This is a genomic window from Kineococcus anabasis, assembly GCF_054590795.1.
Genome location: NZ_BAAIHU010000005.1, coordinates 104,980 through 130,482, shown reverse-complemented (window position 1 = coordinate 130,482; position 25,503 = coordinate 104,980). Strand labels below are relative to the sequence as shown.

The window sequence follows — 25,503 nt, the reverse complement described above, 5'->3', positions numbered from 1 at the left end:
GTGCGCGTCCAGGCGGAGACGCGCAGGCACCGGGCTGCGGCGGTCGGGAACGCCGTCGCACACCGCAGGTCTGGGGGGACCATGCACGCGAGGCACGAACCGGCGAACGCGTACCGGCCGCAAGGACCACCGCACACCGCCGGGGCCGCCGAGGCGGGCGAGGGCGTCGTGCCGGCACCGCGCCCACGGCGGGGGGCACCGCCCCGGGCGCGCCACCCGCGGCTGGCCGCGGAGTTCGACCCGCGCCACAACGCCCTGGGCGTCCTGCGCCTGCTGCTGGCCGGGACGGTCGTGCTCGTCCACGGGACGGCCAACGGCTTCGGCTTCCAGCCGGTGCTGGGCTCCGCGACCCTGGGCGACCTGGCCGTGGACGGCTTCTTCGTCGTCAGCGGCTTCCTGGTGACGATGAGCTTCCTGCGGCTGGGGTCGCTGCGCCGCTACGCCTGGCACCGCTTCCTGCGGATCATGCCGGGGTTCTGGGTGTGCCTGCTCGTCACCGCCGCCGTCGTGGCGCCGCTGGCCGCGGTCCTGAGCGGCCGGCCCGCGACCTCGGTGTTCACCGGGCCGGAGTCGGCCGGCTCCTACGTCCTCTCCAACGCCGGCCTGCTGATGCGCCAGTTCGGCGTCGCGGGGCTGGTCGACCCCGTCGAGGGCGGCCCGGCCGTGCTGGACGGCTCGCTGTGGACGCTGTTCTTCGAGGCCGTCTGCTACGCCGTCGTGGCCGTCCTCGGGGTCACCGGTGTCCTGCGCCGACGCCCCTGGCTGGTCCTGGCGGCCTGTGCCGCCCTGTGGGGAGCCACCGTCGTCTCCGCCGCCGGGGTGGACCTCGGCTCCCAGCTGGTGCTGCGCTTCACGTTCGTGTTCCTGCTCGGCGCCGCCGGGTACCTCTTGTCCGACCGGATCCCGGTCAGCGGCCTGCTCGCGGCCGCCTGCCTGCCGCTGCTCGCCGCCGGGCTGTACCTGCTGCCGGACCACCGCGCCCTGGCCGGCCCGGCGTTCGCCTACCTCGTGCTGTGGGCCGCGGTGCGCCTGCCCCTGCGGCAGAACCCCCGCTGGGACCTGTCCTACGGCCTGTACATCTACCACTGGCCCGTCCAGCTCCTGCTCGCCCTGTCCGGGGCCGCCGCGCTCGGGGTCGTGTCGTTCGTGGTGGTCGCCGCGCTGCTGGCCACCGCCGCGGCGGCCCTGTCCTGGGTGCTCGTCGAGGCGCCCGCCCTGCGCTGGAAGGACGCCGCCTGGGTGCAGGCGCCGCTGCGCGGGAGGGCTGCCCGGCGGCCCTGACCCGCCGGGCCGGGCGCCGCGGCCGTCAGAACCCGCTCGCGGTCAGCCAGTCCAGGAAGGCGGCGAACCACGCGTCGGACGGTGTGCCCTGGCTGCGGGCGCCGAAACCGTGCCCGCCGCGGGCGTAGGCGTGCGCCTCCACCGGGACACCGGCCCGGTGCCAGGCGTCGTACAGGCGCAGGCAGGAGCCGACGATCGCGTCGCCGAGCTCGTCGTCACCCGCCCACGCCAGGAACAGCGGTGGTGCCGGCTCCGGCACCACGACGTCGTCCCACCAGGCCGGGTAGACCGGCGCGACGAACGACGGGCGCTCCGCGGCGGTCCCGTCCAGGGCGGTCACCAGCGAGACGTACGCACCGGCGGAGAACCCGAGCATCCCGACCCGGCCGGGGTCCACGCCCCACTCCGCAGCGTTCTCGCGGACCAGGCGCAGCGCGGCGCCGCCGTCCGCCAGGGCCGGCTCGCGCCGCGACCGCGAGACGTCGGCGAGGTAGCCGCGGTCGGTGCCGATGCGCTGCATCAGGGCGGAGAACCCCGCCGGGTCGGCCGGGGTCGGGGTGAGGCGGTAGTGCAGCACGAACGCGGCGATCCCCTGCTCCGCGAGCTTCTCGGCGACGTGCACGCCCTCGTTGTCGACGGCCAGGAGGTGCAGGGCGCCGCCCGGTGCGACGACGACGCCGGTGCCCGTCCGCCGGGCCGGGTCGGGGAGGTAGGGCGTCAGCGTGGGCCGGGTGACGTTGCGCACCAGCCGCTCGCGGCCACCGGCGTCGTGGGGGTCGGCGAAGGTCGTGGAGGCGTCCTCCGCGTCGTGCCGGCCGAGCGGGACGGGGGCCAGGCGCTGCACGTGTCCTCCTGGGGTCTGCCGGTGCGTGGTCGCCGTCGGCGGGGGTGGGTGGGAACGGCCGGGAGGTCCTCAGCGCAGGAGGTCGACCGGCGCGGAAACCGCCTCCGGCCGCTCGCACGTGGTGGACAGCTCCACGGACGTGCGGGTGTCGGCGGCGTGCTGGAGGGACGTCATGACGTCGAGCACGTGCAGGGCGACCGCGTCGCCGGCCCGGTGGGGACGCCCCTGCGCCAGGGCGGTCGCCAGGTCGGCCAGGCCGTAGCCGCGCCCGGCGCCGAGGTACCCGGCGCGCACCCCCGCGTCGCGCCAGTTCCCGTCCGGACCGGGCGGGCCGGGTGGTGGGGCGGTGGCCGCCGCGTACACCCGCACCGGGCCCTCGAAGTGGTTGGGGTCGGGCACCGACAGCGAGCCCGCGGTGCCGTGCACCTCGATGCGCGGCAGGTGCGCCGCCCAGGTGTCGAAGCTCATGAGCAGCGTCGAGACCGCGCCCCCGGCGTGCACGAGGATCCCGGCGACCGAGCTGTCGGTGGTGACGTCGACGGACTCCCCGGCGCGCGGGCCGCGGCCGATGGTGCGGGTCGCCGAGGGGCGCCAGGAGACGCCTACGACCCGCTCGACCGGGCCGAGCAGGTGCACCAGGGCGGTCAGGTAGTAGGGGCCCATGTCCAGCAGCGGGCCACCGCCGGGTCGGTAGTAGAAGTCCGGGTGGTGGTGCCAGCGCTCGTGCCCCGGCGTCGTCATGAACGCCGTGGCCGAGTGCGGCACCCCGATCTCCCCGGCGTCGACGACCGCCCGCGCGGTCTGCACCCCGGTGCCCAGCACGGTGTCGGGTGCGCAGGCCACCCGCAGGCCCGCCGCGGCGGCGGCCTCGACGACGGCCCTGCCCCCGGCGACGTCCGTGGCCAGCGGCTTCTCGCCGTAGACGTGCTTGCCGGCCGCGAGGGCCTGCAGGGCGATGTCGGCGTGCGTGGCGGGGAGCGTGAGGTTGAGGACCACGTCGACGTCGTCGGCGGCCAGCAGCTCCGGCAGCGTCGCGACGCGGGCACCGGGGTGCTCCGCGGCCAGCGCCGCCGCGCGCCCGGTGCTCAGGTCGGACACCGCGCTCACCCGCACCTGCGGCAGCCGCGCCAGGCAGGCGGAGTACTGCGCGCTGATCGTGCCGGCGCCGACGACGCCGACCCGCAGCGGGTCCGCGGCCGGGGGAGCGGGGGCTTCGTCGTTCACGGTTCCTCCCGTGCTCGTGCTCGTGGGCGGGTCGTCGGCGGGGTCATCCCTTGAACGCACCGTCCATGATCCCGGAGACCATCTGGCGCCCGAAGAAGGCGAAGAGGACCAGGAGCGGCACGGTGACGAGGAAGGAGCCCGCCATGGCCAGGCCGAGGTCGATCGAGATGCTGCTCTGCAGGGCCTTGATGGCGATCTGCGCGGTGTACATCTCGGGGGACTTCAGGACGATGAACGGCCACAGGAAGTCGTTCCAGGCGTTGACGAACGCCAGCAGCCCCAGGACGGCGGCCGCGGGCCGGACGACGGGGAAGGCGATGCGCGCGTAGATCTGCCACGAGCTGCACCCGTCCATGCGGGCCGCGTGGAGCAGCTCGTCGCTGATGGTGGAGCCGATGTGCTGGCGCATCCAGAAGATGCCGAACGCGCTGACCAGGCCCGGCACGATGAGCGCCTGCAGGGTGTCGACCCACCCGAGGCTCGAGATGACCATGTACTGCGGGATGACGGCGAGCTGCGCCGGGACCGTCATGGTCAGCACGAGGACGAGGAACAGGGTGTCACGGCCGCGGAACGTGAGCTTCGCGAAGGCGAAACCGGCCAGGGAGCACAGGAACGCCTGGCCCACGGCGATCAGGGCCGAGACCACGAGGCTGTTGACCAGCGACCGCACGAACGGCACGGTCTCGAAGACCAGGCGCAGCAGCTCGGGGAAGTTGCCCCCGGGCACGACGCGCGGCGGCAGCTGGGTGGCGGCCGCCGAGCCGACGGAGGAGACGACGAACATCCAGTAGATCGGGAAGATGCACGCCGCCGCCGCCAGGCTGAGGACCAGGTAGGTGTACCAGCGCACCCGGACGATGCGCCGTCGCCGGCCGTGCCGGGTGCCACCCGTCCCGGCCTCGCGCTGGGCGCGGGTACCCGCGGTGGTGGAGCTCATGGTCGGTCCTTCCTCCCCAGCCGGCTCGAGAGCAGGAAGTTGACGGCTGCGACGACGACGATGATGGCGAAGAGGGCGACGCCGACGGCGGAGCCGTAGCCGAACTTGAACGACCCGAAGCCCTGCTCGAAGAGGAACAGCGACAGGGTCTGGCACTGGCGTGCCGTGCCGCAGGTGAGCAGGCCGTTGGACAGCAGCAGCGGCTCGGTGAAGATCTGCAGCCCGCCGATGGTCGAGGTGATCACCGTGAACACGATCACCGGGCGCAGGGCCGGCAGGGTGATGTGCAGGAACTGCTTCACCGGCCCGGCGCCGTCGACGGCGGCGGCCTCGTACATGTCGCGCGGCACGGCCTGCAGGGACGCCAGGTACAGCAGCGTGTTGTACCCGAACCAGCGCCAGATCACCATGACCGAGATGAGGAGGTGGCTGCCGAGGGCGGTGGACATGAAGTCGACGGGCTCGAACCCGAACAGCCCCAGGCCCCAGTTCAGCAGGCCGTAGTCGCGGTTGAAGAGCTGGGCGAAGACGATCGTGGTCGCCGCCACCGAGGTGATGTACGGCAGGAGCATGGACATGCGGAAGAACGTGGCGAAGCGCAGCCAGGCGCTGTTGAGCACCTGCGCCAGGACCAGCGCGAGGAGCAGCTGCGGGACCGTGGAGATGATCCAGATGCTGAAGGTGTTGCGCAGCGCGTTCCAGAAGCGCGGGTCCTCGGCGAGCCGGCGGAAGTTGTCCAGCCCGATGAACGTCTTCTCACCGATGGGGTTCCAGTCGAACAGCGCCACGTAGAAGGTGAAGAGCAGTGGGAACAGGCCGAAGATCAGGAAGAGGACGTAGAAGGGTGCCACGTACCCGTACGGCGCGAGGCGCTCCCAGCGGCCCTCCACCGGCCGGGTGCCGGTGGAGGGCCCGGTGAGCCGGGGACGTCCGGGGGCGAGCGTGGCGCTCATCAGGCACCGATCGCGGTCTTGATGTTCGCGACCGCCGTGTCCCACGCCGCGGCCGCGGGCGCACCGTCCTGCTCGACGCCGTTGAGCGCGGCCAGGAGCTCGTTGCTGATCTCGGAGTTGAACTCGCCGTTGACGAAGGGCTTCAGGCCCAGCACGGCCTGTGTGAAGATCCTGCCAGTCGGGGCGCCGCCGAAGAACGGGTCCGTGTGGCCGACCAGCTCGGGCTTGTCGTAGTTGACGGGGGTGGTCGGCAGGGAGCCGGAGTCGATGAAGTGCTTCAGCTGCTGCTCGGGGGACTGCATCGTCGAGATGTACTCCCACGCCGCCTTCGGGTTGGCCGCGCGGGCCGGGATGGCCAGGTAGCTGCCGCCCCAGTTCCCGCTGCCGCCGGGGATGGTGGCGATGTCCCACTTCCCGGCGGTCTCCGGCGCGTTGGAGCGGATGGAGCCGAGCATCCAGGACGGTGCCGCCAGGGCGGCGAAGGCCCCCTTGGCCAGCCCGGCGCTCCAGCCGTCGGTGAAGCTCTCCAGCCTGGCCGTGATGCCCGCGGCGATCGCCTCCAGGCCGAGGTCGAAGGACCTGCGGACGACGGGGTTGGTGCCGTAGACCGGCTCGCCGTCGGCGGAGTAGTACTGCTCCTCGCCCTGCGAGACCGCCTGGAGGAAGACGCTGGTGGCCGCGTTGTCCATGAAGGGCTGGCCGCTCGCCTCGGTGTAGCGCTTGCCGGTGGCGATGAAGTCCTCCCACGTCGGCCAGAGCGCGCTCACCTCGTCGCGGTTCGTCGGCAGGCCCGCGGCGGCCATGAGGTCGGTGCGGTAGGCGACGCCCATGCCGCCGACGTCGGTGGGGATGCCGAGGATCTGTCCGGACGGGGCGATGACCTGCTTGATGACCCAGTCCACGTAGTCGCCCTGGATGTCGTCGGCCCCCAGGGTGGCGAGGTCGGTGAAGTTGCCGGGGTTCTTCATGAACTTGGGCATGTCACCGGCCTGGATGAGGACGAGGTCGGGGACCTTGCCGCCGGCCAGGGCGGTGGTGAGCGCCTGCGCCGTCTCCTGGGTGGTGCCGACCTCCGTGAGCTTGACGGTGACGCCGGGCGCCAGCGTCTTGTACTCGTCCACGGCGGCCTTCTGGTTGATGCCCGAGAAGGACCAGAAGGCGAAGGTGTTCGGGTCGCTGGACGCGGACGGGCCCGAGGAGCACGCCGGCACCGCCAGCGCGGTGCCACCTGCCAGGGCGGACCATGCGAGGAAGTTGCGGCGCGAGACCGGGGACGTGAGCGAGGGCAGCGTGGTCACGACGGGTGCCTCCTTCGGGAGGTGGTGGGTGGGTGCGGCGGCGGCACCTCGTGCGGTGCCGCGTCGGGTGGTCGGGGGGTGCCGGAGCGGTGCCGGACGTGCCCGGACCCGCTCAGCGGTCGGTGGAGAAGCTCACCGTGGCGAAGCTGTGGGCGGGCAGGACGACCCGCAGGAGGTTCCCCCGCACGTCGACCTCGTCGAGGTCGCGCACCTGCACCGGGGTCGCCGTGGCGGTGTTGTGGGCGGTGATCTCCCCGGCGGTCAGCAGACGACCGGCCGGGGCCGTGACGGCACCGCCGCGCACGTCGAGGTGCACCTCCAGCGGCTCGTGCGCGTCCAGGTTGGTCAGCGACACCAGGACCGTCCCGTCCCGGGTGGAGGCGGAGGCGGAGAAGGTCGCCAGGTCCTCGCCGTCCACCGGGCGCGTGGGCGTCCGGCCCCGCACGGTCAGCGGCAGGGAGGTGGCGTCCTGGTGGCCCTTGTTCATGGCGAACACGTGGTAGGTGGGCGTCAGGACCAGCGTGTCGCCGTCGGTGAGCAGCACGGCCTGCAGGACGTTGACGGTCTGGGCGATGTTCGCCATCATCAGCCGGTCGGCGTGGCGGTGGAAGGCGTCGAGGTGCACGCTCGCCACCAGCGCGTCGCGCACGGTGTTCTGCTGGAAGAGGAACCCGGGGTTGGTGCCCGGCTCCACGTCGAACCAGGTGCCCCACTCGTCGAGCACGAGCCCGACCCGCCGGCCGGGGTCGTAGGCGTCCATGACCGCGGCGTGCCCGGCGAGGATGCGCTCGATCTCCCGGGCCTTGAGCACCGTGCGGTAGTACTCCTCCACGCCGAACGCGGTCGCGGAGCCCTTCTCCTCCCACGTGGGGCCGACGATCGTGTAGTGGTGGAAGGAGATCGCCTGGTAGGTGTTCCTGCCGTGCCCGCTCACCTCGCCGTCGCCCAGGTAGCGGCCGAGGTTCTGCATGAGGACCTCGGTCCAGCGGTAGTCGGCGTCGGCGGCACCGGCGGCGATGCGGTAGAGGCGGTTGCCGCCGTGGTCGAGGCTGTAGGTGCCGAACTGGCGGGCCAGGTCGGCGTAGGCGGCGGCCCCCATCCCGCCGCCGCAGCCCCAGGGTTCGTTGCCCAGGCCCCAGAAGGGCACCGACCACGGCTCGTCGCGGCCGTTGGCGCGTCGCAGCCGGGCCATGGGGGAGTCGTCGGCGCGGGTGAGGTACTCGATCCACTCGGCCGCCTCGCGGACCGTGCCGCTGCCCACGTTGGCCGACACGTACGGGGACGCGCCCAGCAGCTCGCACAGCGCCATGAACTCGTGGGTGCCGAAGGAGTTGTCCTCCACGACGTCACCCCAGTGCGAGTTGACCATCGCCGGGCGCTGCTCGCGGGGCCCGATGCCGTCCCGCCAGTGGTAGGTGTCCGCGAAACAGCCGCCGGGCCAGCGCAGGTTCGGGATGTCGAGCGCGCGCAGCGCCTCGACGACGTCCAGGCGGATCCCCCCCTCGTTCGGGACGGAGGAGTCCTCGCCCACCCAGAAGCCGCCGTAGATGCAGCGGCCGAGGTGCTCGGCGAAGTGCCCGTAGAGGTGGCGGTTGATGCGCGGGCCGGGCAGGTCCACGTCCAGCACGGCCTCCACCCGCTGCGCGGGAGCAGGTCGTCCGGCGGTGTGCCGTGGTGCGGTCGCCCGGTCGTCGTCGATGAGCACGCGGTCCTCGCAGGGTAGGCGGTCGGAACGCTCCCGCCGCTCGTCGTGGCGGGCGCGGGGGTCCGTCGAGGTCGTCGCGCCGGTCGGGTGGCCCACCCTCGTCGGTGGGCCGGTCGGAGCGGCGTATATCGATATAATGAGGATCTCCGAGAACCGTGTCAAGGCTTCTCCCGTCCCGCCTCCCTGTAGTTTCGGAGGTGCGGCGACGGGCGGCGGGCGGCCGTGCCGGGGGACCGCACGAGAGGAGACCCGGTTGGTCACCATGCGTGACGTGGCGGCGGAGGCCGGGGTCTCGCCGATGACCGTGTCGAACGCGCTGACCGGGCGCCGGCCGGTCAGCACGCAGACGCGGCAGCTCGTCCTGGAGGCCGTCGAGCGCCTCGGCTACCAGGTCAACGTCGCCGCGCGCAGCCTGCGCCAGGGCCGCACCGGCATCGTGGGCATCGCGGTGCCCACCCTCGACAGCCACTACTACAGCCAGCTCGGCCACCGCCTGGTGCGGGCGTTCGCCCGGGTGGGGCTCGCCACCGTCGTCGAGGAGACCCAGGCCAGCAGGGAGGGGGAGCTCGCCGCCTTCCGCGACTCCCGGCTCAACGCCTACGACGGACTGGTCATCGCGGCCCTCGGCCTGACCGAGCGGGAGATCAACGCGCTCAGCCGCGAGGTGCCGGTCGTCGTGCTCGGCGAGCAGGAGCTGCACCAGACCGTCGACCACGTCAGCATGCCCAACGTGGAGGGTGCCGCGGCGGCGACCGGGCTGCTCGTGGCGCGGGGCTGCCGGCGCCTCGCGATCGTGGGCTCACCGCGCCTGGAGGCGCTGGAGGGGGCGACCCTGCCGGAGCAGGCGGCCTTCACGCTCCGCGCCCAGGGCTTCCAGCAGGTGGTCGGCGACAGCGGCTGCAGCGCCGCCGAGACCTACGCGGGCGTCACCCAGGCCGCCGGTGCGCACTGCGCCCGGGACCTCCTGCAGCTGCCGGAGCTGCCCGAGGGGATCTTCTGCGTCACCGACACGCTCGCCTTCGGGGTCGTGCGCGGCCTGGCGGACCACGGCGTGCGCGTGCCCGACGACGTCCTCGTCATCGGTTTCGACGACGTCGAGGACGCGCGCTACCGCGTGCCCTCGCTCTCCTCGGTCGCCCCCGACCACGAGGCGCTCGTCGCGGCGACCGTGCGGCTGCTCACCCGCCGCATCGCGGAACCCTCGGCGGCGCCGGAGCACGTGACGGTCGGCTTCACCCTCGTCGAGCGGGAGTCGACGCGCCGGTAGGGGGGTGCCGGGCGTCCTCCGGCGCCCGGGGAGGGCCCCGCCGGGGACCGCGGAAACGCGGTCGACACCGGCGCCGGCGCCCGGGCAACCTGTCAGGACGCCGATGACTTCCGCGCCGACGCCGGGTCAGCACGACCAGCACCCCTCGTCCCGACGGCAGGAGCCCGCTGTGCCCGCACCCGAGGTCCCCCCACCCCGACTGGACCTGCGTTCCGGTCCGCAGCGGGTGTTCGCCCACCTCCTCGTCAGCAACGCCGTCGTCGGCGTCATCAACTACACGGTCTGGTTCGCGATCACGTTCTGGGTGTTCCTGGAGACCCGCTCGGTGTTCGCCACCGGCATGATCGCCGGAATCTTCGTCGTGGCCACCGCGGCGACGGGCATCGGGTTCGGCAGCCTCGTCGACAACCACCACAAGAAGTCGGTCATGCAGGTCTCGGCGCTGGTCTCGGCCGGCATCTACGCCGTGTGCCTCGCGGTGTACCTGACGACCCCCGACGGCGCCTTCTCCGACGTCGCGTCCTGGCAGCTGTGGGTCTTCGTCGTGCTCTGCATGGCCGGTGTCGTGGCCGGCAACCCGCGCGGCATCGCGCTGCCCACCCTGGTGACCCTGCTGGTGCCCGAGGACCTGCGCGACCGCGCCAACGGCCTGGTCGGGACGGTGACCGGCACCTCGTTCCTCGTCACCTCCGTCATCAGCGGGGTCCTCGTCGCCTCCGGCGGCATGCTGCACGTCCTGCTGCTCGCCCTCGTGGTGCTGGCGGCCTCGGTGCTGCACCTGGCGCGCGTGCACGTCCCGGAGACGCGCGTCGTCACCACCGACGAGGCGGGCGCCGCCGTGGCGGCGGTGGGCGGCATCGACCTGCGGGGCACCTGGCACCTGGTCCGGGGCGTCCCGGGTCTCGTGCCGCTCATCGCCTTCAGCTGCTTCAACAACCTCATCGGTGGCGGGTTCATGGCGCTCATGGACGCCTACGGCCTCTCCCTGGTGTCGGTGCAGGTGTGGGGGCTGCTGTGGGGCGGGCTGAGCGCCGTGATGATCGTCGGGGGGCTCCTCGTCGCCCGCCTCGGCCTCGGCAGCAGGCCGGTGCGGCTGCTGCTGCTGGTCAACGTCGTCGCCTGGACCGCGACGATGCTCTTCCCGCTGGCCTCCTCGGTCCTGACGCTGACGGTCGCGATGGTGGTGTTCATGCTGCTCATGCCGTTCGCGGAGGCCGCCGAGCAGACCGTCCTGCAGCGCGTCGTGCCCTACGAGCGGCAGGGCCGCGTGTTCGGGTTCGCGCAGAGCGTCGAGCAGTCCGCCGCCCCGGTCACGGCGTTCCTCATCGGCCCGCTCACCCAGTTCGTCGTCGTCCCGTTCATGACCGACGGGGCGGGGGCCGCGGCGATCGGCGGCTGGTTCGGGACCGGGCAGACCCGGGCCATCGCCCTGGTCTTCGTGGTCACCGGGCTCGTGGGGCTCGTCGCGACGCTGCTGGCCCTGGCCAGCCCGCAGTACCGCGCGCTGGCGGCCTCCTACGCACAGGCCGGCGCGACCTCCGGCGGGACCGCCGGCGAGGACCCGCAGCACCTCCACGCCGGCGACGCGAGGCCGTGACCGCGCCGTCGTCGTGGCGGGAGGACGCCGGCGGGCGGCGATGACTTCTGCGGACGCGGCGGGTCCATCCCCCATGAGCGATCCCACGCCACGCGTCCGCGTGCACAACTTCAGCGTCTCCCTGGACGGCTTCGCGACCGGTGAGGGCCAGAGCTTCGAGGCCCCGTTCGGGCACGCCGGTCACCGTCTGCACGAGTGGGCCTTCGAGACCCGCACGTTCCGCCGGATGTTCGGCCGCCCCGGAGGCGGCACCGGCGTGGACGAGGCGTTCGCGAGCGCGTGGGACCGGGGGATCGGGGCGGAGATCATGGGGCGCGGGAAGTTCGGCCCGCACCACGGCCCGTGGACCGACCACGACTGGCGGGGGTGGTGGGGGGAGGACCCGCCGTTCCACACGCCCGTGTTCGTGCTGACCCACCACCCCCGGCCCCCGCTCGAGATGGACGGCGGGACCACGTTCCACTTCGTCGACGCCACCCCCGCCGAGGTGCTCGCGACGGCCCGCGAGGCCGCCGGCGGGCTGGACGTCCGCATCGGCGGGGGGCCCTCCACCGTCCGCGACTTCCTCACCGCGGACCTGGTGGACCACCTGCACGTCGTCGTCGTGCCCATCCTCCTCGGGCGGGGCGTGCAGCTGTGGGACGGGCAGGAGGGCCTCGAGGCACGCTTCGACGCCGAGGCCACCTCGTCCCCGGCCGGCGTCACGCACCTCACCCTCGACCGTCGACCGGCCTGACCCACCCCCAGCGTCGTCGGGACAGGTCTCGCCGCGACCGGGACCCGGCGGGACGGGACGGGTCAGCCGACCGTCTGGGCGCCGAGGACGGAGAGCAGCTGCAGTTTCTCGTAGCTCTCGGTGCCCGGGACCGCGGTGTAGACCAGCAGCAGGTGTGACTGCGCCGGGTCCAGCAGCGTCTGGCAGCTCAGCTCCAGCACCCCCACGACCGGGTGCACGAACCGCTTGACCTCGTGCGGGCGCAGACCGACCTCGTGGGTCTCCCACAGCCGCTGCAGCTCCTCGCTGCGCGCCAGGGCCAGCTCGGCCAGCTGCGCCGCCCGCGAGCCGGGCCCGCGCGCGGTGACCAGCGTGCGCAGGTGCGAGGCGTAGAGCCGGGACAAGAAGGCGTGGTCGTCCTCGGCGTAGAGCGCCCGGGCGGTGGGGTCGGTGAACCAGCGGTAGCCCAGGCTGCGCGCCGGGCCGGTGTGGACGGTGGCGTCGCCGGTCAGCGCCACGCCCAGCGGGGTCTGGCGCAGCGTCTCGCCCAGTTCGGTGACCACCTCGGCGGGGGTGTCGACGAGGCGGTCCAGGATGCGCAGCAGGCCGGGGCTGACGTGCTCGCTGGACGCGCCGCGCGCCGGGGGGTGCTGCCCGGCGAGGCGGAAGAGGTGATCACGCTCGTCCAGGGACAGGTGCAGGCCCTGGGCGATGGCGGCCACCATCTGCGCGGAGGGGTGCGGGCCGCGCTCACGTTCCAGGCGGGCGTAGTAGTCGGTGGACATGTGGCACAGCGCGGCGATCTCCTCCCGGCGCAGTCCCGCGGTGCGCCGGCGCTGCCCGCGTGGCAGGCCGACGTCCTCGGGCTGCAGCGCTTCGCGGCGCTGGCGCAGGAACGCCGCCAGCCCCGCTCTGTCGATCACCACGTCGCGTCTCCTCCGGCTCGATGACCCCGTTCCTACCGTGCTGACCCACCGTGAGCCACGACCTGTCGATCCGCCCCTCGTCCCCCTGCCGGGCGACAGAACCACGCCGGACGCAGCCCCGCGCCAGGACGGCCAGGGTGGCGCACCTGCCGCCAGGGGCGGATCGGCAGGCCCTGGCTGCGACCAGCCCCACGGCGTGAGGCTGACCGCACCACCCACCGACCCGGCCGTGCACCCAGGAGGAAGCCGTGATCGACTCACCGCCCACCCACACCCACCGGCCCCAGCACCCCGGTTCCGGCGCGGACCCGTCCGGCACCGGTACCGGTGCCAGTGCCAGAGTGCGCCGGACCCTCGACCTGCCGGAACCCGTGGAACGCTCCGCGGGGCGCGCCATCGCACACCGCACCCTCGAGCGCCTCGGCGGGACGGTGGGGCTGGGCGTGGCTGCAGCGCCGACGGTCGCCTTCGTGGCCGCCGACGCCGCCGCCGGGCTCGGCACGGCCTTCATCGCCCTGGCCGTCACCGCGGTGCTCGGCTGCGCGGTGCGCCTGACGCGCCGCGAGTCACCGGGGGCCGCCGTCGCCGGCCTCGTGGTCGCGGCGGTCTGCGCGGGCGTGGCAGCCCTGGCGGGCGAGGCGCGCGCCTTCTTCCTGCCCACCCTGATCGTGCCCCCGCTCTTCGTGCTGGCCTACGTGATCTCGCTGATCGCGCGTCGGCCGTTGATGGGTTTCATGGTCAACCCGCTCTCCGGTGGACCCCGGAACTGGCACGAGCACCGCGAGCTGCGGCGCACCTACACCATCAGCTCGCTGATCGGGCTGACCCTGGCGTCGGTGAACCTGCTGGCGCGCGTCGTGTTCTACTCCGCCGATCAGCCCGCCGTCCTGGCGGTGATCCAGGTCGTCGTCCCGGTGCTGTTCGCCACCCACTTCACCCTCACCGTCCTCGTCGCTCGCCGGGTGGCTGCCAGGTCCCCCACCGCGCCCACCGGACCCAGCGGGTCCACCGGGGTGCCCGCCCCCGCCCACCCCTGAGCACCCCCGCCCACCCGAACACCCGAACACCTCGACCCCAGGAGCAACGCCATGCCTCGCACGCACCAGCTCACCCTGCCCGACCTGTCCGACCGACGAGCGCTCGTCACCGGCGCCAGCGACGGCATCGGGTTCGGCATCGCCCGCCGCCTCGCCGGCGCCGGCGCCGAGGTCGTCCTGCCGGTGCGCAACCGCACCAAGGGCGAGGCCGCGATCACCCGCATCCTCGACGAGCACCCCGGCGCCCGCGTCTCGCTGCGGGAGGTGGACTTCTCCTCCCTGCGCTCGGTGGCCGCCCTGGGCGAGCAGCTGCGCGACGAAGGACGGCCGGTCCACCTGCTCATCAACAACGCCGGCGTCATGCGCCCACCGGAGCGGCAGACGACCACCGACGGGATCGAACTGCAGCTGGGCACCAACCACCTCGGACACGTCGCCCTGCTGGCGCACCTGCTGCCGCTGCTCATCGCCGGCCGCGCGCGCGTCACGTCCCAGATCAGCGTGGCCGCCCGCAGCGGTGAGGTGAACTGGAACGACGTCAACTGGGAGTCTTCCTACGACGGCATGCGCGCCTACAGCCAGTCGAAGATCGCCCTCGGCCTCTTCGGTCTCGAACTCGACCGGCGCGCCCGCGCCGCCGGCTGGGGCATCACCAGCAACCTCTCCCACCCCGGGGTCGCCCCCACCAGCCTGCTCTCGGCCCGCCCGGAGATGGGACGCGAGCGGGACACCCCGCAGATCGCCGTGATCCGGCGCCTGTCCCGCGCGGGGATCCTGGTGGGCACCGTGGACAGCGCCCAGCTGCCCGCGCTGTACGCGGCGACCTCACCGAGGGCGCACGGAGGGCGGCTGTACGGGCCCCAAGGGTTCGGCAACCTCGGTGGCGGACCCGGCGAGCACGCACTGTTCCGCCCCCTGCGCGACCTGGGTGAGGCGGAGCGGGTCTGGCGGGTCTCCGAGGAACTGGCCGGAGTGTCGTTCCCCACGGCCGTGACGGTCTGATCCCACCGCGCGGAGGACCCGAAGGGTCTGGTGCACCGGCCAGCGAGGTTCTGTCAGCAGCAGTCGGCCGGAACCACCTGGTGTCAGTGGCGGATGGTGGGTCTGCTGCATGATCCGGTGACACCGACGCCGGCTTGCCCGACAGGCAGCCTGGGAGGATGTCGCTGTGCCCAAGCCCTACCCCCGCGAGTACCGCGACGACGTCGTGCGGGTGGCTCGCAACCGCGATCCGGACGTGACGCTGGAGCAGATCGCCGCCGACTTCGGGATCCACGTGGTGACGCTGTCGAAGTGGATGCGCCAGGCCGACGTCGACGCCGGCGTCAAGCCCGGCGCCAGCACCAGTGAGGGCGCTGAGCTGCGCGAGGCCAGGCGGCGGATCAAGCTGCTGGATTCCCCCACGCTTCGCGCGGGAGGTGCCCCCAGGAGAACGAGGTGCTGCGCCGGGCGGCGGCCTACCTCTCGCAGGCGAACCTGTCGGGAAAAGGCTCTACCCGCTCGTGAGGGAGCTGGCCACCGAGGGCATTCCGGTGGCTCTCACGTGTCGGGTGCTGGAGATCGCTCGCCAGCACTACTACCGCTGGCTGCTCCAGCCGGTCACCCCGGCTGAGCTGGAGGAGGCCTGTCGCGCAGGCGCCCTGCATGACGCTCACCGGGAGGACCCGGAGCTCGGCTACCGCTACCTGCACGAGGAAGCCGCCGAGGCCGGGCAGGTGATGGCCGAGCGGACCGCGTGGCGGATCTGCGCGGACAACGGCTGGTGGATCGCGTTCGCCAAGCGGCGCAACGAGAACGGCAAGCGACCTGGCCCGCCCGTCCACGACGACCTCGTCGAGCGGAACTTCACCGCAGAGGCGCCGAACCGGCTCTGGCCGACTGACATCACCGAGCACAAGACCAGCGAGGGCAAGCTCTACCTCTGCGCCATCAAGGACGCATGCTCCCGCCGCATCGTGGGCTACTCCATCGACTCCACAATGAAGTCACGCCTGGCGGTCACCGCGCTGTCGAACGCGGTCGCCCGCCGCCGCGCCGAGGGCGTCGAGGTGGCCGGTTGCGTGGTGCACAGCGACCGCGGGTCTCAATATCGATCAAGGAAATACGTGCACGCCCTCGGCCGCTACGGCCTCGTCGGGTCGATGGGCCGTGTCGGCGCCGCTGGGGACAACGCGGCGATGGAGGGTTTCTCCGCCCTGTTGCAGAACAACGTCCTGGACCGTCAGTCGTGGGCCACCCGCGAGGAGCTCCGGATCGCGATCGTCACTTGGACTGAGCGGACGATCAGCGCGAGGGACATCTTGAGGTTCTCCGACATGGTCCGTTCTCGGTCGTCAGGTCAAGTTGTGGATGCTGCGCGGTTCGTCGGGACCAGCGGCGGCGGCTTCAGGACCGAGCTGTCAGGAATCGGCCGAGCAGCCGTCACCGCGGTCTCCGTCGTCGCCCCTTCTTGCCGCACTGTTGCCGGTCAGGTCGAGCAGGGATCTGCCGTTCGCGGCCGGAGCGGGTAGCGGCGCTGACGTCGTGGTGCTGGTGCTGGTGCTGCGGCAGGCGCAGGTGCTGCTCGGCTCCACGGTCAGGACGGGTGTCCTGGCCGCGGTCGCGACCAGGGCCGCTGACGTGGTGCCGCAGCAGGCATCGGTGGTGGCTGACTGCGGTGCCAGGGCGGTGGCTGGGGAGCAGCAGGAGTCACCGCGCCAGGCGTCGCGGCCTTCCTTGACGGCGACGGCGGCGATGATCAGGGCGGCGATCGGGTCGGCCCAGGACCAGCCGAAGAGGCTGTTCACGCCGAGACCGACCAGCAGCACCGCGGAGAGGTAGGTGCACAGCATCGTCTGCTTGGAGTCGGCCACCGCCGAACGCGACCCGAGCTCGCGCCCGGCGCGGCGCTGGGCGCGGGAGAGCAGCGGCATGATCATGAGGCTGAGGACGGCCAGGACCAGCCCGACGCTGGAGTGCTCCGCCCCCGCTGTTCCAGCGAGAGCGCGCACGGCATCGACGGAGACGTAGGCGGCCAGGGCGAAGAAGGAGATCGCGATGACGCGCAGGGCGACCTTCTCCCTGGCCTGCGGGTCGCGGCCGGCGAACTGCCAGGCCACTGCTGCGGCGGAGGAGACCTCGATGACCGAGTCCAGGCCGAAGCCGATGAGGGCGGTGGAGTTGGCCCGCGCGCCGGCGGTGAGGGCCACGACGGCCTCCATGACGTTGTAGGTGATCGTCGCGGCCACCAGCATCCGGATCCGCCGGCTCAGCACCGCACGCCGCTCCTGCCCGGGATCAGCCGCAGGTGTGAGGGCTGGCGTGGGGGCCGGGGTGGTGGCGGCCTTGAGGGGCAGGTCGGTGGCCATCAGCGGCACTGGCCGTTCTCATCGGCGGGGCAGGCGGGGTCGACGGCCAGGACGACGCCGAGCAGGTCCCCCAGGGCGTGCGCCAGGCGAGGATCGGCCAGCTCGTAGCGGCTGCGCCGCCCCTCAGGCACGGCCACCACCAGCCCGCACCCCCGCAGGCAGGTGAGGTGGTTGGACAGGCTCTGCCGGGAGACGCCGATCAGCTCGGCCAGGTCCGAGGGGTAGGCCGGCGCCTCTCGCAGCGACAGCAGGATCCGGGCGCGGGTGGCGTCGGAGAGTGCGTGGCCGAACCGGGCCAGCACATCGCCGTGGGTGAGCATCTGCACTCAGCCACGGTACATCTCCCCGTGAATACATGGAGCGGTGTACCGTCGGGGCATGGTTGATCTCCGCGTGCCCGCCCCGCGAAGGGCGGCATCGCCCCGTCGAGGCCCTGAATGCGCCGCTGCGGTGGCGTCCCCGCCCGGGCCGGGCTCCGCTGTGCTCCGCGCACGCGCCGACCGGGGGCCGCTGTGAACGCCGCAGCCCTGGCCGTCTCGGCGCTGATCCTCTACGTCGCCGGGGTGGTGGCGGCCTTCGGGTGGCGCACCTGGCGGCACTACCGGCGCACCGGCTCCACCGGGTTCAACGGTTTCTCCGGCAGGCCCGGCTCCCTGGAGTGGTGGGCAGGACGCCTGTTCACCCTCGCGGTCCTGGCTGGACTAGCCGCCCCGATCCTGGCGCTGACCGACGCGGTGCAGCCGGCGCGCTTCGCCGGGTCTGCGGCCCTCGGCACCCTCGGCTTGGCTCTGATGCTGGCCGGCTTCGTCGCGACGCTGGCTGCGCAGGCCGGGATGGGGACCTCCTGGCGCATCGGGGTCGACGAGGGCGAGCGGACCGAGCTGGTCACCTCCGGCGTCTTCGCGCTGGTACGCAACCCCATCTTCACCGCGATGCTCACCGCCCAGCTCGGCCTGGCCCTGGCCGTGCCCGGCTGGGTGTCCCTGACGGCGCTGCTCGGCCTGCTCCTCGCGGTGGAGGTGCAGGTGCGCCGGATCGAGGAGCCGTACCTGCTGCGCAACCATCCGGTCACCTACCCCGCCTACGGTGCACGCACCGGCCGGTTCCTGCCGGGTCTCGGGCGCCTGCACCCGGCGACAGGGCACCCGATCACCTCGGCACCTACCACCGACGCCACCACGACAGACGGAGCTGCTGAGCATGGGCGCTGACCACTCCCATTCCTACGGGCACGGGCACGGGCACGGGCACGGGCACGGGCACGGGCACGGACAGAGCCTGGCGGGCAACCGCCGTCGACTGGCGATCGCTCTCGCGATCACCACGACCATCCTCATCACCGGCGCGGTGGGCGCCTGGTGGTCCGGCAGCCTGGCGCTGCTGGCCGACGCCGGGCACATGCTCACCGACGCCGTCGGCCTGCTCATCGCCGTCCTCGCCGCCAGTCTCGCCATGCGCCCGGCCACCGCCCAACGCACCTGGGGCTACCGCCGGGCCGAAGTCCTCGCCGCCGCACTGCAGGCTGCGGTGCTCCTCGCAGTCGGGGTCTACGTCCTCATCGAGGGAGTGCGCCGCCTGGTCGAGCCGGCCGAGGTGCACTCCGGCTCCATGCTGCTGTTCGGTGTGATCGGCCTGGTCGGCAACCTCGTCGCCATGGCCGTCCTGCTCGGCGGTCAGCGCAACGGCGACAAGGGCGCCAGCGGCAACCTCAACATGCGTGCCGCCTTCCTGGAGGTCGTCAACGACGCCCTCGGCTCGGTGGCTGTGCTGGTTGCCGCCCTCGTCATCGCCACCACCGGCTGGACCCGCGCCGACGCCCTGGTCTCCCTGCTCATCGGCGCACTGATCCTGCCCCGCACCCTGCGGCTGCTACGCGAGACCACCGACGTCCTCCTGGAGTCCACGCCCCGCGGCTTGGATCTTGCAGCGGTGCGTGAGCACCTGCTCGCCATGCCTCACGTCCTCGACGTGCACGACCTGCACGCCTCGCAGATCACTACCGGGCTGCCCGTGCTCTCCGCGCACGTCGTCGTCGAGGACTCCTGCTTCTCCGACGGGCACGCCCCCCGCATCCTGGACCAGCTGCAGGACTGCGTCGGAAGCCACTTCCCCGTCTCGGTAGAGCACTCCACCTTCCAGTTGGAGCCTGTCGGTCATGCCGATCACGAGAGCCCTGTCCACGCCTGAGCGTGCCTAAGTCTCTACCGGCGTGGCGCACGGAGGCAGGGCCGTGAAGGGCCCGGCTCGCATGTGATGGCGGAAGCCGTCGCTAGGACGGGCGCGGCGCGTACATGATGATCGCGACCCCGACCAGACAGATCAGCGCGCCGGCCACGTCGTAGCGGTCAGGGCGGAAGCCGTCGACGGCCATACCCCGCCGATCTCGGCAAGGGCGGCCAGGGCGAAGAGGAGGAGGGAGCGGGCGATGGTCACGCCCGGCACCGTAGAGGCGCCGGGCGTGACCGCTGACGTCGAACCGTCGTCAACGCCGGGTCTCCAGACGCACCGCGACCGGCTCCTGCTGCGAGCCCGCGGGATCGGTGGTGCTCGTCGAGGTGGCGCAGCCGCAGCCGCCGTCGATGCTGCAGCTGCTCCCACCGCAGCCGGCGCCGCGGCGCCGACGCCGAATCTGCACTGCATAGGTGGCGACCGCGGCGGCGATCAGTGCGGCAGCCAGACCCTCCAGCCAGCCCAGGGTCGCGGCCACCCCCGCCCCCGGCGATCAGTCCGGCGGCGGCCATGATCGGCAGCGCGCAGCACACCGCGCACGCGACGATGCCGAGGTCGGCCGTCCTCGCCTCGACCTCAGTCAGCTCTTCCACCGTCCGCTCTCGTAGGCCCGCCCCACCGCAGCCGCGCCTGTGGCGGGCTGGTCCGGCCTCCAACAGCTCCGCGACGTCCTCCAGGCTGAAGCCCAGGCGCTGCGCGGCCTTGATGACCCGCAGCGTCGTCACCGCCTCGGAGGGGTGGAGCCGGTGCCCGCCCAGGGTCCGCTCCGGCTCGGCCAGCAGCCCCGCCGCTCGTAGTAGCGCAGCGTCTGGATGTTCACCCCAGCGGCGTCGGCGACCTCCCCGGTGCGCAGGCCCTCGCTCCTCACGCCGCCCTCCCGGCCAGGCCGGCCCTCTGCGCCAGGGCGTCGAGGACGGCCACCTGCTCCGCCCGGCCGGGGACGGCGGCCACCTCCACGACCAGCCGTGTCGGCTCCGGACGCTGCACGTCCCCGGCTGCCTGGCGGAACAGCTTGTCGAACTCCGCCACCCGCAGCGGCTGCTCCGCCGTAGGCAGTGTGCACGCTGTCGGCATCCACTCCACCGCGAGTGGTGCCCCGCTCGCCTCGCTGGGGGTACCTCCCGCTTGCGGGGGAATGCTCATGTCGAGGACCGTGAACCTGTACCTGGGTATCGGTGACACTTTGCTGACAAGTGGCCCCGATCGGACGGTCGCACCCAGCACGACGAAGGGCCCCTGAGCTGCATCTCTGCAGCTCAGGGGCCCTTCGCGATGTATGTGATGTGTGGCCAGGGGCGGGGTCGAACCGCCGACCTTCCGATTTTCAGTCGGACGCTCGTACCAACTGAGCTACCTGGCCGAAGCCGAGCCGGAACTCCGGCTCGGCGAGCGACCCCGACGGGACTCGAACCCGCGACCTCCGCCGTGACAGGGCGGCGCGCTAACCAACTGCGCTACGGGGCCTCGTGTGAGGCCTTGGTGCTGCACCCGATCGTACTAGGTGCTGGGCGGTGCTTCCGACCGGTGCGACCCGGACGTGCCCCCAACGGGATTCGAACCCGTGCTGCCGCCTTGAAAGGGCGGAGTCCTAGGCCGCTAGACGATGAGGGCGCCAGCTTTCCGGAGGATGCTCGCGTCCGTCAACGCCAGGACCCGTCGGAGGACGTCGACAAGCATAGGGGTACGACCCGAACCGGGCCAAAGCGACCGACCCCGTCCAAGGCGACCGACCCCAGGCCGGAGCGACCCGGCCCGGGCCCGCCCCGCCCTCACGCGGCCGGACGGGAGCCCCGCACCCGCGCGGGCGCCGGGCGCTCCGGCGCCACCGGCTCGTCGCGCAGCAGCCGCTGCACCGCCGCCTCGACGGCCCCGTGCGTCGCCGGGTGCCCGAACTGCGCGTCCGCGCCGAGGTCCCGCAGCGCCGGCTCCAGAGTCACCCCGTCGTGGAAGAGGTCGATCACGCGCGGGTCGATGTAGCTGGCGCGGCACACGGTGGGGGTGTTGCCGAGGTACGCGGACACCTCCTGGCAGGCCCGGCTCACCGCGCGGGTGCGGGCCGTGCGGCTGCCGCAGACCTGCGCCGACACCCCGAGGGCCACGGCCGCCAGCACCGTGGCGTGCCAGGTGCGGAAGTCCTTGGCGGAGACGTCGGGGCCGATCACCTCGTGCAGGTAGTCGTTGACGTCCGCGCTCGTCACGTCGTGCCAGCGGCCGGACGGCTCCTTCCACGCCAGCAGGTCGTCCCCGCCGCCCCGGCGGCGCTTCAGCGCCCGCACCACGTCCCGCACCTCGGGGTCGGCGATGACGGCGACCCGGTCCTTGCCGGACTTGGCGACGTAGGAGAACACCAGCTCCCCGCCCTGCTCCCGCACGTGCTCGCGGCGCAGCGTGGCCAGGCCGTAGGAGCCGTTCTCCTCCGCGTAGGTGTCCCCGCCGACGCGGAAGAACCCCAGGTCCAAAAGCCGGAAGGCCGCGGCCAGCACCCGCTCGCGCGGCAGGCCCGGCAGCGCCAGGTGCTGCGCGACCCTCTCGCGGGCGCGGGGCAGCTGGTCGGCGACCTCCAGGACGCGCTCGTGCTTGAGCCGGTCCCGCTGCGCGCGCCACTGCTCGTGGTAGCGGTACTGCCGCCTGCCGCGCTCGTCCGTGCCGACGGCCTGCAGGTGCCCGTTGGGCCACGGGCAGATCCACACGTCCCGGTACGCCGGGGGGATCGCGAGCGCGGCGATCCGCTCGACCACGTCGCGGTCGGTGATGCGCCGGCCCTCGGTGTCCAGGTAGACCCAGCCGCGACCGGCGCGCCGGCGCGTGAAACCCGGCGAGGAGGGGGAGGAACGGCGCAGGCGCGGCATCTCCAGATCGTGCACAGTGGCCGCCGCACGTGCACGCCGAGCCGAGCGGGAGGACCAGGTGAGGGGCACCCAGGAGCGGGACGGCCCGGCCGGGGCGCTGCGCCGCGCCGCGTTCCTGCTGGAGCGCTCCAGGGCGGGGACGTTCCGCGTGGCCGCCTTCCGCCGGGCCGCCGGGGTCGTCGACGCCCTCGACCCCGGGGAGCTGGCGCGCCGCGCCGCGCAGGGCACCCTCGCGGAGCTGCCCGGCCTGGGGGCCACCACCGCGGGGGTCGTGGCGGAGGCGCTGCGCGGGCAGGTCCCGGCGTACCTGCGGAGGCTGGAGGAGGAGGCCGCGGTCCCGCTCGCCACGGGCGGGGAGGCGCTGCGCGCGGCCCTGCGCGGTGACCTGCACCTGCACTCCGACGACTCCGACGGCGGCAGCCCGCTCGAGGAGATGGCCCGCACCGCCGCGGCGCTCGGCCACGAGTACGCGGCGCTGACCGACCACTCCGCCCGGCTGCGCGTGGCCCGCGGCCTCTCGCGGGAGCGGCGCGAGCGGCAGCTGGAACGGATCGCCGCGCTGGCGCCGCGGCTGGCGCCGTTCCGCCTGCTCGCCGGCATCGAGGTCGACGTGCTCGACGACGGGTCCCTGGACTGCGGGGACGACCTGCTGGCGCGCCTGGACGTGGTCGTGGCCTCGGTGCACTCCGGGCTGCGCGCGGACGCGGCGGTCATGACGGAGCGGGTGCTCGCGGCGGTGCGCGGCGGGCGCGCGGACGTCCTGGGGCACTGCACCGGCCGGCGGCTGGGGGCGAAGCCGCGCCCGCCGAGCACCTTCGACGCGGAGGCGGTGTTCGCGGCCTGCGCGGAGCACCGCGTCGCGGTGGAGGTGAACTGCCGCCCCGACCGGCTCGACCCGCCGCTGGACCTGCTGCGCCTGGCCGTCGACGCCGGCTGCCTGTTCGCGGTGAGCACCGACGCGCACGCACCGGGCCAGCTCGACTGGCAGGTCTACGGGTGCGCCCGCGCCGCGGGGTGCGGCGTGCCGGCCGGGCGGGTCGTCAACACGTGGCCCGTGGCGGAGCTCCTGGCGTGGACGGGGCGCCGCAGGAGCCGCTGAGGTGCGGGCCGGCGGCTCAAGACGGCGCCCCGGCGTGACGATGGCATCCCGTGGTGGTGTCTCGGCCGGAGCGCCCCAGGAACCCGGAGGACCACGTGCCGCAGCTGCGAGCGGAGGACCCCAGCGCGACCACCCCCGCAGGGCAGGCACCCTCGGAGGTGCCCACCGGGGTGCCCGCGGAGGACCTGCGCGCGCTGGCCCGCGCCGCGGCCGACCTGTGCGCCGCGCCGGCCGCCGTGGTCACCGTCCTCGTCGACGGCTCGCCCGTGCCCGCGGCGTGGACGGGGAGCGAGGTCCCGGCCTCCCGCCTGGCGGCGCTGGCCGCCACGACCGGCACCGCCTTCGTCGTCGACGGCGACACCTCGGTGCGCCGCTGCGCCGCCGTCCCGGTCACCACCGCCGACGGGGCCGTCCTGGGCTCGCTGTGCGTCCTGGGCGGCACGCCGGGCGCCCTGCCCGCGGGCCGGGTCGGGCGGCTGCACGACCTCGCCGGTGTCGCGGCGTCCCTGCTGGAGTCCGCCCGCCACCTGGCGGACTCCGCGACCGCGGCCGCCGAGGCCCGCGACGAGACCCGCCGGGCCCGCGCCGCGTTCGAGGAGGAACTGCGCCGCAGCTCCCTGCGCGACGCCCTCACCGGCCTGCCCAACCGGGCGCTGCTGCTGGACCGCGTCGGGCACGCCCTGGCCTCCGCCGGGCGCGACGACACCCGCCTGGCACTGCTGTCCTGCGACCTCGACGGCCTGCGCGAGGTGAACGAGTCCGCCGGGCACGCCGCCGGCGACGAGCTGCTGCGCGAGGTCACCGGCCGCCTGCAGCGCATCCTGCGTCCCGGCGACACCGTCGCGCGCCTCGGCGGCGACGAGTTCGCGATGCTGTGCCCCGACATCACCGACGAGTTCCACGCCCGCGCCGTCGCCGACCGCATCGTGGCGGCCCTCGCCGAGCCGTTCCACCTGCGCGGTGGGGCGCACCTGCTCGGCGTGAGCGTGGGCCTGGCCCTGTCCGGCCGGGACACCACCGCCGGGCAGCTGCTCGCCGAGGCGGACGACGCGATGTACGGGGCCAAGCGCGCCGGCCGGGGCCGCAGCCACCTGTTCGACGTGGAGGTGCGGGCCGCGGCGACCCGCGCCTCGGTGCTGCTCGCGGAGGCCGCCGCGGGCCTGGAGCGCGGGGAGTTCGTCCTGTACGGGCAGCCCGTCGTGGACATCGTCACCGGCCGCACCACCGCCGTGGAGACCCTCATCCGCTGGGAGCACCCCGAGCGGGGGCTGCTGTTCCCCGGCGCGTTCCTCGAGACCGTCGAGCACAGCTGGCTGATGGTCCCGCTGGGCCGCTGGGTCCTCGACACGTCCTGCCGGATGGCCGCCGGCTGGCTGGAGACCCTCGGGCCCGACGCGCCCTCCGTGCACGTCAACGTCTCCGGCCGCCAGCTGGAGACCGGCACGTTCGCCGCGGACGTCGAGTCGGCCCTGGACCGCTGGTCCCTGCCGGGGCGCAACCTCGTCGTGGAGCTGACCGAGACGCACGTGGCGGTCATCGACGACGCGCTGCGGGCCGACCTGGAGCGGCTGCGGGCGCGCGGGGTGAAGCTGGCCGTGGACGACCTCGGCACCGGGTACAGCGCGCTGACGAGCATCACCGAGCTCCCCGTGGACGTGCTGAAGGTCGACCGCAGCTTCGTGCGCGACATCGCCGAGGACCCCTCCGCCGCGGCCGTGGTGCGCGCCGTCATCGGCATCGGCGGGGCGCTGGGGCTGTCCGTGGTGGCCGAGGGCGTGGAGACCGCGGGGCAGCAGGACTTCCTGCGCCGCCACGGCTGCGACAGCGCGCAGGGTTTCCTGTGGAGCCCGGCGCGCCCGGACGCGGAGCTCGTGGAGCTGCTGCGCGCCCAGCGGGCCGTGCCCTCCCCGGCCGCCCGCGCCGCGCACCCGGCCTGACGGGGTCCGCGCTCAGGCGTCCACGCCGGCGCCGCGCGTGGGTGCCTCCACCAGGGCGTCGGTCAGGGCCCGCACCAGCGAGGGCACGTCCGCCGTGGCCAGCCGGAACGTCGCGGTGCAGGCGGAGCCCTGCCACACGCTGAGGACGACGCGGTCCTGCTCGGGGTGGCGCGAGACGCGCAGCGCGCGGCCCGCGCGGTCCCGTCCCAGCAGGACGGTCGCGCGGTCCGGAACGGGCGCTGCACCCATGAGCGG

The 25,503-nt window shown here is 73.6% G+C and carries 22 protein-coding genes, 3 tRNA genes and 4 pseudogenes; 11 read left to right on the top strand and 18 right to left on the bottom strand.

Annotated features, from left to right (window positions below; translation table 11 throughout):
• Window positions 1-81 precede the first annotated feature (81 nt).
• Window positions 82-1,281: an acyltransferase family protein gene (locus ACYQBY_RS08785; RefSeq protein WP_459643467.1), complete on the top strand. Its 1,200-nt coding sequence runs from the start codon at window positions 82-84 to the stop codon at window positions 1,279-1,281.
• 25 nt (window positions 1,282-1,306) lie between these two features.
• On the opposite strand, the gene ACYQBY_RS08780 is transcribed toward ACYQBY_RS08785, so the two are convergent.
• The 6 genes from ACYQBY_RS08780 to ACYQBY_RS08755 form a co-directional block, all read right to left on the bottom strand.
• Entirely contained in the window at window positions 1,307-2,125 is an 819-nt protein-coding gene (locus ACYQBY_RS08780; RefSeq protein ID WP_459643466.1) for an alpha/beta hydrolase, read from the bottom strand.
• A gap of 69 nt (window positions 2,126-2,194) precedes the next feature.
• Window positions 2,195-3,349 carry a Gfo/Idh/MocA family protein gene (locus tag ACYQBY_RS08775; RefSeq protein WP_459643465.1) on the bottom strand — a complete coding sequence of 385 codons (1,155 nt, stop codon included), beginning with the start codon at window positions 3,347-3,349 and terminating at the stop codon, window positions 2,195-2,197.
• A gap of 43 nt (window positions 3,350-3,392) precedes the next feature.
• A complete protein-coding gene (locus ACYQBY_RS08770; protein WP_459643464.1) occupies window positions 3,393-4,289 on the bottom strand; it encodes a carbohydrate ABC transporter permease in 897 nt (298 codons plus the stop codon).
• Complete coding sequence (locus tag ACYQBY_RS08765) at window positions 4,286-5,242, bottom strand: carbohydrate ABC transporter permease (RefSeq protein WP_459643463.1); 957 nt, start codon at window positions 5,240-5,242, stop codon at window positions 4,286-4,288. Before ACYQBY_RS08765 ends, ACYQBY_RS08770 begins: the two co-directional genes overlap by 4 nt.
• Window positions 5,242-6,540: an ABC transporter substrate-binding protein gene (locus ACYQBY_RS08760; protein WP_459643462.1), complete on the bottom strand. Its 1,299-nt coding sequence runs from the start codon at window positions 6,538-6,540 to the stop codon at window positions 5,242-5,244. The genes ACYQBY_RS08765 and ACYQBY_RS08760 overlap by 1 nt, the downstream gene beginning before the upstream one ends.
• 112 nt (window positions 6,541-6,652) lie before the next feature.
• The gene (locus ACYQBY_RS08755; RefSeq protein WP_459643483.1) at window positions 6,653-8,176 is read right to left on the bottom strand and encodes an alpha-N-arabinofuranosidase; all 1,524 of its coding nucleotides are present in this window, start codon (window positions 8,174-8,176) and stop codon (window positions 6,653-6,655) included.
• A gap of 331 nt (window positions 8,177-8,507) precedes the next feature.
• Here ACYQBY_RS08755 and ACYQBY_RS08750 point away from each other — a divergent pair, with 331 nt between their 5' ends.
• From ACYQBY_RS08750 to ACYQBY_RS08740, 3 genes are all read left to right on the top strand, one after another.
• Window positions 8,508-9,512: a LacI family DNA-binding transcriptional regulator gene (locus ACYQBY_RS08750; RefSeq protein WP_459643482.1), complete on the top strand. Its 1,005-nt coding sequence runs from the start codon at window positions 8,508-8,510 to the stop codon at window positions 9,510-9,512.
• Between the two features lie 169 nt (window positions 9,513-9,681).
• Window positions 9,682-11,109: an MFS transporter gene (locus tag ACYQBY_RS08745; protein WP_459643461.1), complete on the top strand. Its 1,428-nt coding sequence runs from the start codon at window positions 9,682-9,684 to the stop codon at window positions 11,107-11,109.
• 73 nt (window positions 11,110-11,182) lie between these two features.
• Window positions 11,183-11,845, top strand: coding sequence for a dihydrofolate reductase family protein (locus tag ACYQBY_RS08740; RefSeq protein ID WP_459643460.1), 663 nt, complete (start codon window positions 11,183-11,185; stop codon window positions 11,843-11,845).
• A 62-nt stretch (window positions 11,846-11,907) separates the two neighbouring features.
• Here the strand turns inward: ACYQBY_RS08740 and ACYQBY_RS08735 are convergent, their stop codons facing one another.
• A complete protein-coding gene (locus ACYQBY_RS08735; protein WP_459643481.1) occupies window positions 11,908-12,747 on the bottom strand; it encodes a helix-turn-helix transcriptional regulator in 840 nt (279 codons plus the stop codon).
• A gap of 251 nt (window positions 12,748-12,998) precedes the next feature.
• Between ACYQBY_RS08735 and ACYQBY_RS08730 the strand changes: the two genes are divergently transcribed.
• The 3 genes and pseudogenes from ACYQBY_RS08730 to ACYQBY_RS08720 all read left to right on the top strand — a co-directional run.
• Window positions 12,999-13,787: a DUF3159 domain-containing protein gene (locus ACYQBY_RS08730; protein WP_459643459.1), complete on the top strand. Its 789-nt coding sequence runs from the start codon at window positions 12,999-13,001 to the stop codon at window positions 13,785-13,787.
• A gap of 51 nt (window positions 13,788-13,838) precedes the next feature.
• A complete protein-coding gene (locus ACYQBY_RS08725) occupies window positions 13,839-14,789 on the top strand; it encodes an SDR family oxidoreductase (RefSeq protein ID WP_459643458.1) in 951 nt (316 codons plus the stop codon).
• Window positions 14,790-15,215: 426 nt separating this feature from the next.
• Window positions 15,216-16,012 (top strand): annotated as a pseudogene (locus tag ACYQBY_RS08720) (IS3 family transposase); the annotation flags it as partial.
• Window positions 16,013-16,405: 393 nt separating this feature from the next.
• On the opposite strand, the pseudogene ACYQBY_RS08715 reads toward ACYQBY_RS08720, so the two are convergent.
• Together ACYQBY_RS08715 and ACYQBY_RS08710 are read right to left on the bottom strand one after the other, a co-directional pair.
• A pseudogene (locus ACYQBY_RS08715) lies at window positions 16,406-17,134 on the bottom strand (cation transporter); the annotation flags it as partial.
• Entirely contained in the window at window positions 17,134-17,454 is a 321-nt protein-coding gene (locus tag ACYQBY_RS08710) for an ArsR/SmtB family transcription factor (protein WP_459643480.1), read from the bottom strand. The gene ACYQBY_RS08710 and the pseudogene ACYQBY_RS08715, both read right to left, overlap by 1 nt.
• Window positions 17,455-17,646: 192 nt before the next feature.
• Between ACYQBY_RS08710 and ACYQBY_RS08705 the strand changes: the two genes are divergently transcribed.
• Both ACYQBY_RS08705 and ACYQBY_RS08700 read left to right on the top strand, forming a co-directional pair.
• Window positions 17,647-18,345, top strand: coding sequence for a methyltransferase family protein (locus tag ACYQBY_RS08705; protein ID WP_459643457.1), 699 nt, complete (start codon window positions 17,647-17,649; stop codon window positions 18,343-18,345).
• A complete protein-coding gene (locus ACYQBY_RS08700; protein WP_459643456.1) occupies window positions 18,335-19,321 on the top strand; it encodes a cation diffusion facilitator family transporter in 987 nt (328 codons plus the stop codon). The genes ACYQBY_RS08705 and ACYQBY_RS08700 overlap by 11 nt, the downstream gene beginning before the upstream one ends.
• A gap of 82 nt (window positions 19,322-19,403) precedes the next feature.
• On the opposite strand, the pseudogene ACYQBY_RS08695 reads toward ACYQBY_RS08700, so the two are convergent.
• From ACYQBY_RS08695 to ACYQBY_RS08660, 8 genes and pseudogenes are all read right to left on the bottom strand, one after another.
• Window positions 19,404-19,505, bottom strand: a pseudogene (locus tag ACYQBY_RS08695) (YnfA family protein); the annotation flags it as partial.
• 111 nt (window positions 19,506-19,616) lie between these two features.
• Complete coding sequence (locus ACYQBY_RS08690; protein ID WP_459643485.1) at window positions 19,617-19,841, bottom strand: hypothetical protein; 225 nt, start codon at window positions 19,839-19,841, stop codon at window positions 19,617-19,619.
• A gap of 40 nt (window positions 19,842-19,881) precedes the next feature.
• Window positions 19,882-20,231, bottom strand: a pseudogene (locus tag ACYQBY_RS08685) (MerR family transcriptional regulator); the annotation flags it as partial.
• A complete protein-coding gene (locus tag ACYQBY_RS08680; RefSeq protein WP_459643455.1) occupies window positions 20,228-20,437 on the bottom strand; it encodes a hypothetical protein in 210 nt (69 codons plus the stop codon). The pseudogene ACYQBY_RS08685 and the gene ACYQBY_RS08680, both read right to left, overlap by 4 nt.
• Before the next feature lie 212 nt (window positions 20,438-20,649).
• Window positions 20,650-20,723 (bottom strand) — tRNA-Phe (locus ACYQBY_RS08675).
• Window positions 20,724-20,753: 30 nt separating this feature from the next.
• Window positions 20,754-20,827: transfer RNA gene (locus tag ACYQBY_RS08670), tRNA-Asp, on the bottom strand.
• A gap of 74 nt (window positions 20,828-20,901) precedes the next feature.
• Window positions 20,902-20,974 (bottom strand) — tRNA-Glu (locus ACYQBY_RS08665).
• Window positions 20,975-21,132: 158 nt separating this feature from the next.
• Window positions 21,133-22,212 carry a DNA topoisomerase IB gene (locus ACYQBY_RS08660; protein ID WP_459643454.1) on the bottom strand — a complete coding sequence of 360 codons (1,080 nt, stop codon included), beginning with the start codon at window positions 22,210-22,212 and terminating at the stop codon, window positions 21,133-21,135.
• A 58-nt stretch (window positions 22,213-22,270) separates the two neighbouring features.
• Between ACYQBY_RS08660 and ACYQBY_RS08655 the strand changes: the two genes are divergently transcribed.
• Together ACYQBY_RS08655 and ACYQBY_RS08650 are read left to right on the top strand one after the other, a co-directional pair.
• Complete coding sequence (locus ACYQBY_RS08655) at window positions 22,271-23,311, top strand: PHP domain-containing protein (RefSeq protein ID WP_459643453.1); 1,041 nt, start codon at window positions 22,271-22,273, stop codon at window positions 23,309-23,311.
• A gap of 95 nt (window positions 23,312-23,406) precedes the next feature.
• Window positions 23,407-25,248: a putative bifunctional diguanylate cyclase/phosphodiesterase gene (locus ACYQBY_RS08650; protein ID WP_459643452.1), complete on the top strand. Its 1,842-nt coding sequence runs from the start codon at window positions 23,407-23,409 to the stop codon at window positions 25,246-25,248.
• A 12-nt stretch (window positions 25,249-25,260) separates the two neighbouring features.
• Here ACYQBY_RS08650 and ACYQBY_RS08645 read toward each other — a convergent pair whose 3' ends face one another.
• A complete protein-coding gene (locus ACYQBY_RS08645) occupies window positions 25,261-25,497 on the bottom strand; it encodes a hypothetical protein (protein ID WP_459643451.1) in 237 nt (78 codons plus the stop codon).
• Window positions 25,498-25,503 lie beyond the last annotated feature (6 nt).

Coding starts and splice junctions, on each gene's coding strand:
- ACYQBY_RS08645 (WP_459643451.1), bottom strand. CDS start 25,497: ATGGGTGCAGCGCCCGTTCCGGACCGCGCGACCGTCCTGCTGGGACGG.
- ACYQBY_RS08740 (WP_459643460.1), top strand. CDS start 11,183: ATGAGCGATCCCACGCCACGCGTCCGCGTGCACAACTTCAGCGTCTCC.
- ACYQBY_RS08770 (WP_459643464.1), bottom strand. CDS start 4,289: ATGAGCTCCACCACCGCGGGTACCCGCGCCCAGCGCGAGGCCGGGACG.
- ACYQBY_RS08750 (WP_459643482.1), top strand. CDS start 8,508: ATGCGTGACGTGGCGGCGGAGGCCGGGGTCTCGCCGATGACCGTGTCG.
- ACYQBY_RS08765 (WP_459643463.1), bottom strand. CDS start 5,242: ATGAGCGCCACGCTCGCCCCCGGACGTCCCCGGCTCACCGGGCCCTCC.
- ACYQBY_RS08785 (WP_459643467.1), top strand. CDS start 82: ATGCACGCGAGGCACGAACCGGCGAACGCGTACCGGCCGCAAGGACCA.
- ACYQBY_RS08680 (WP_459643455.1), bottom strand. CDS start 20,437: ATGCCGACAGCGTGCACACTGCCTACGGCGGAGCAGCCGCTGCGGGTG.
- ACYQBY_RS08710 (WP_459643480.1), bottom strand. CDS start 17,454: ATGCTCACCCACGGCGATGTGCTGGCCCGGTTCGGCCACGCACTCTCC.
- ACYQBY_RS08725 (WP_459643458.1), top strand. CDS start 13,839: ATGCCTCGCACGCACCAGCTCACCCTGCCCGACCTGTCCGACCGACGA.
- ACYQBY_RS08700 (WP_459643456.1), top strand. CDS start 18,335: ATGGGCGCTGACCACTCCCATTCCTACGGGCACGGGCACGGGCACGGG.
- ACYQBY_RS08660 (WP_459643454.1), bottom strand. CDS start 22,212: ATGCCGCGCCTGCGCCGTTCCTCCCCCTCCTCGCCGGGTTTCACGCGC.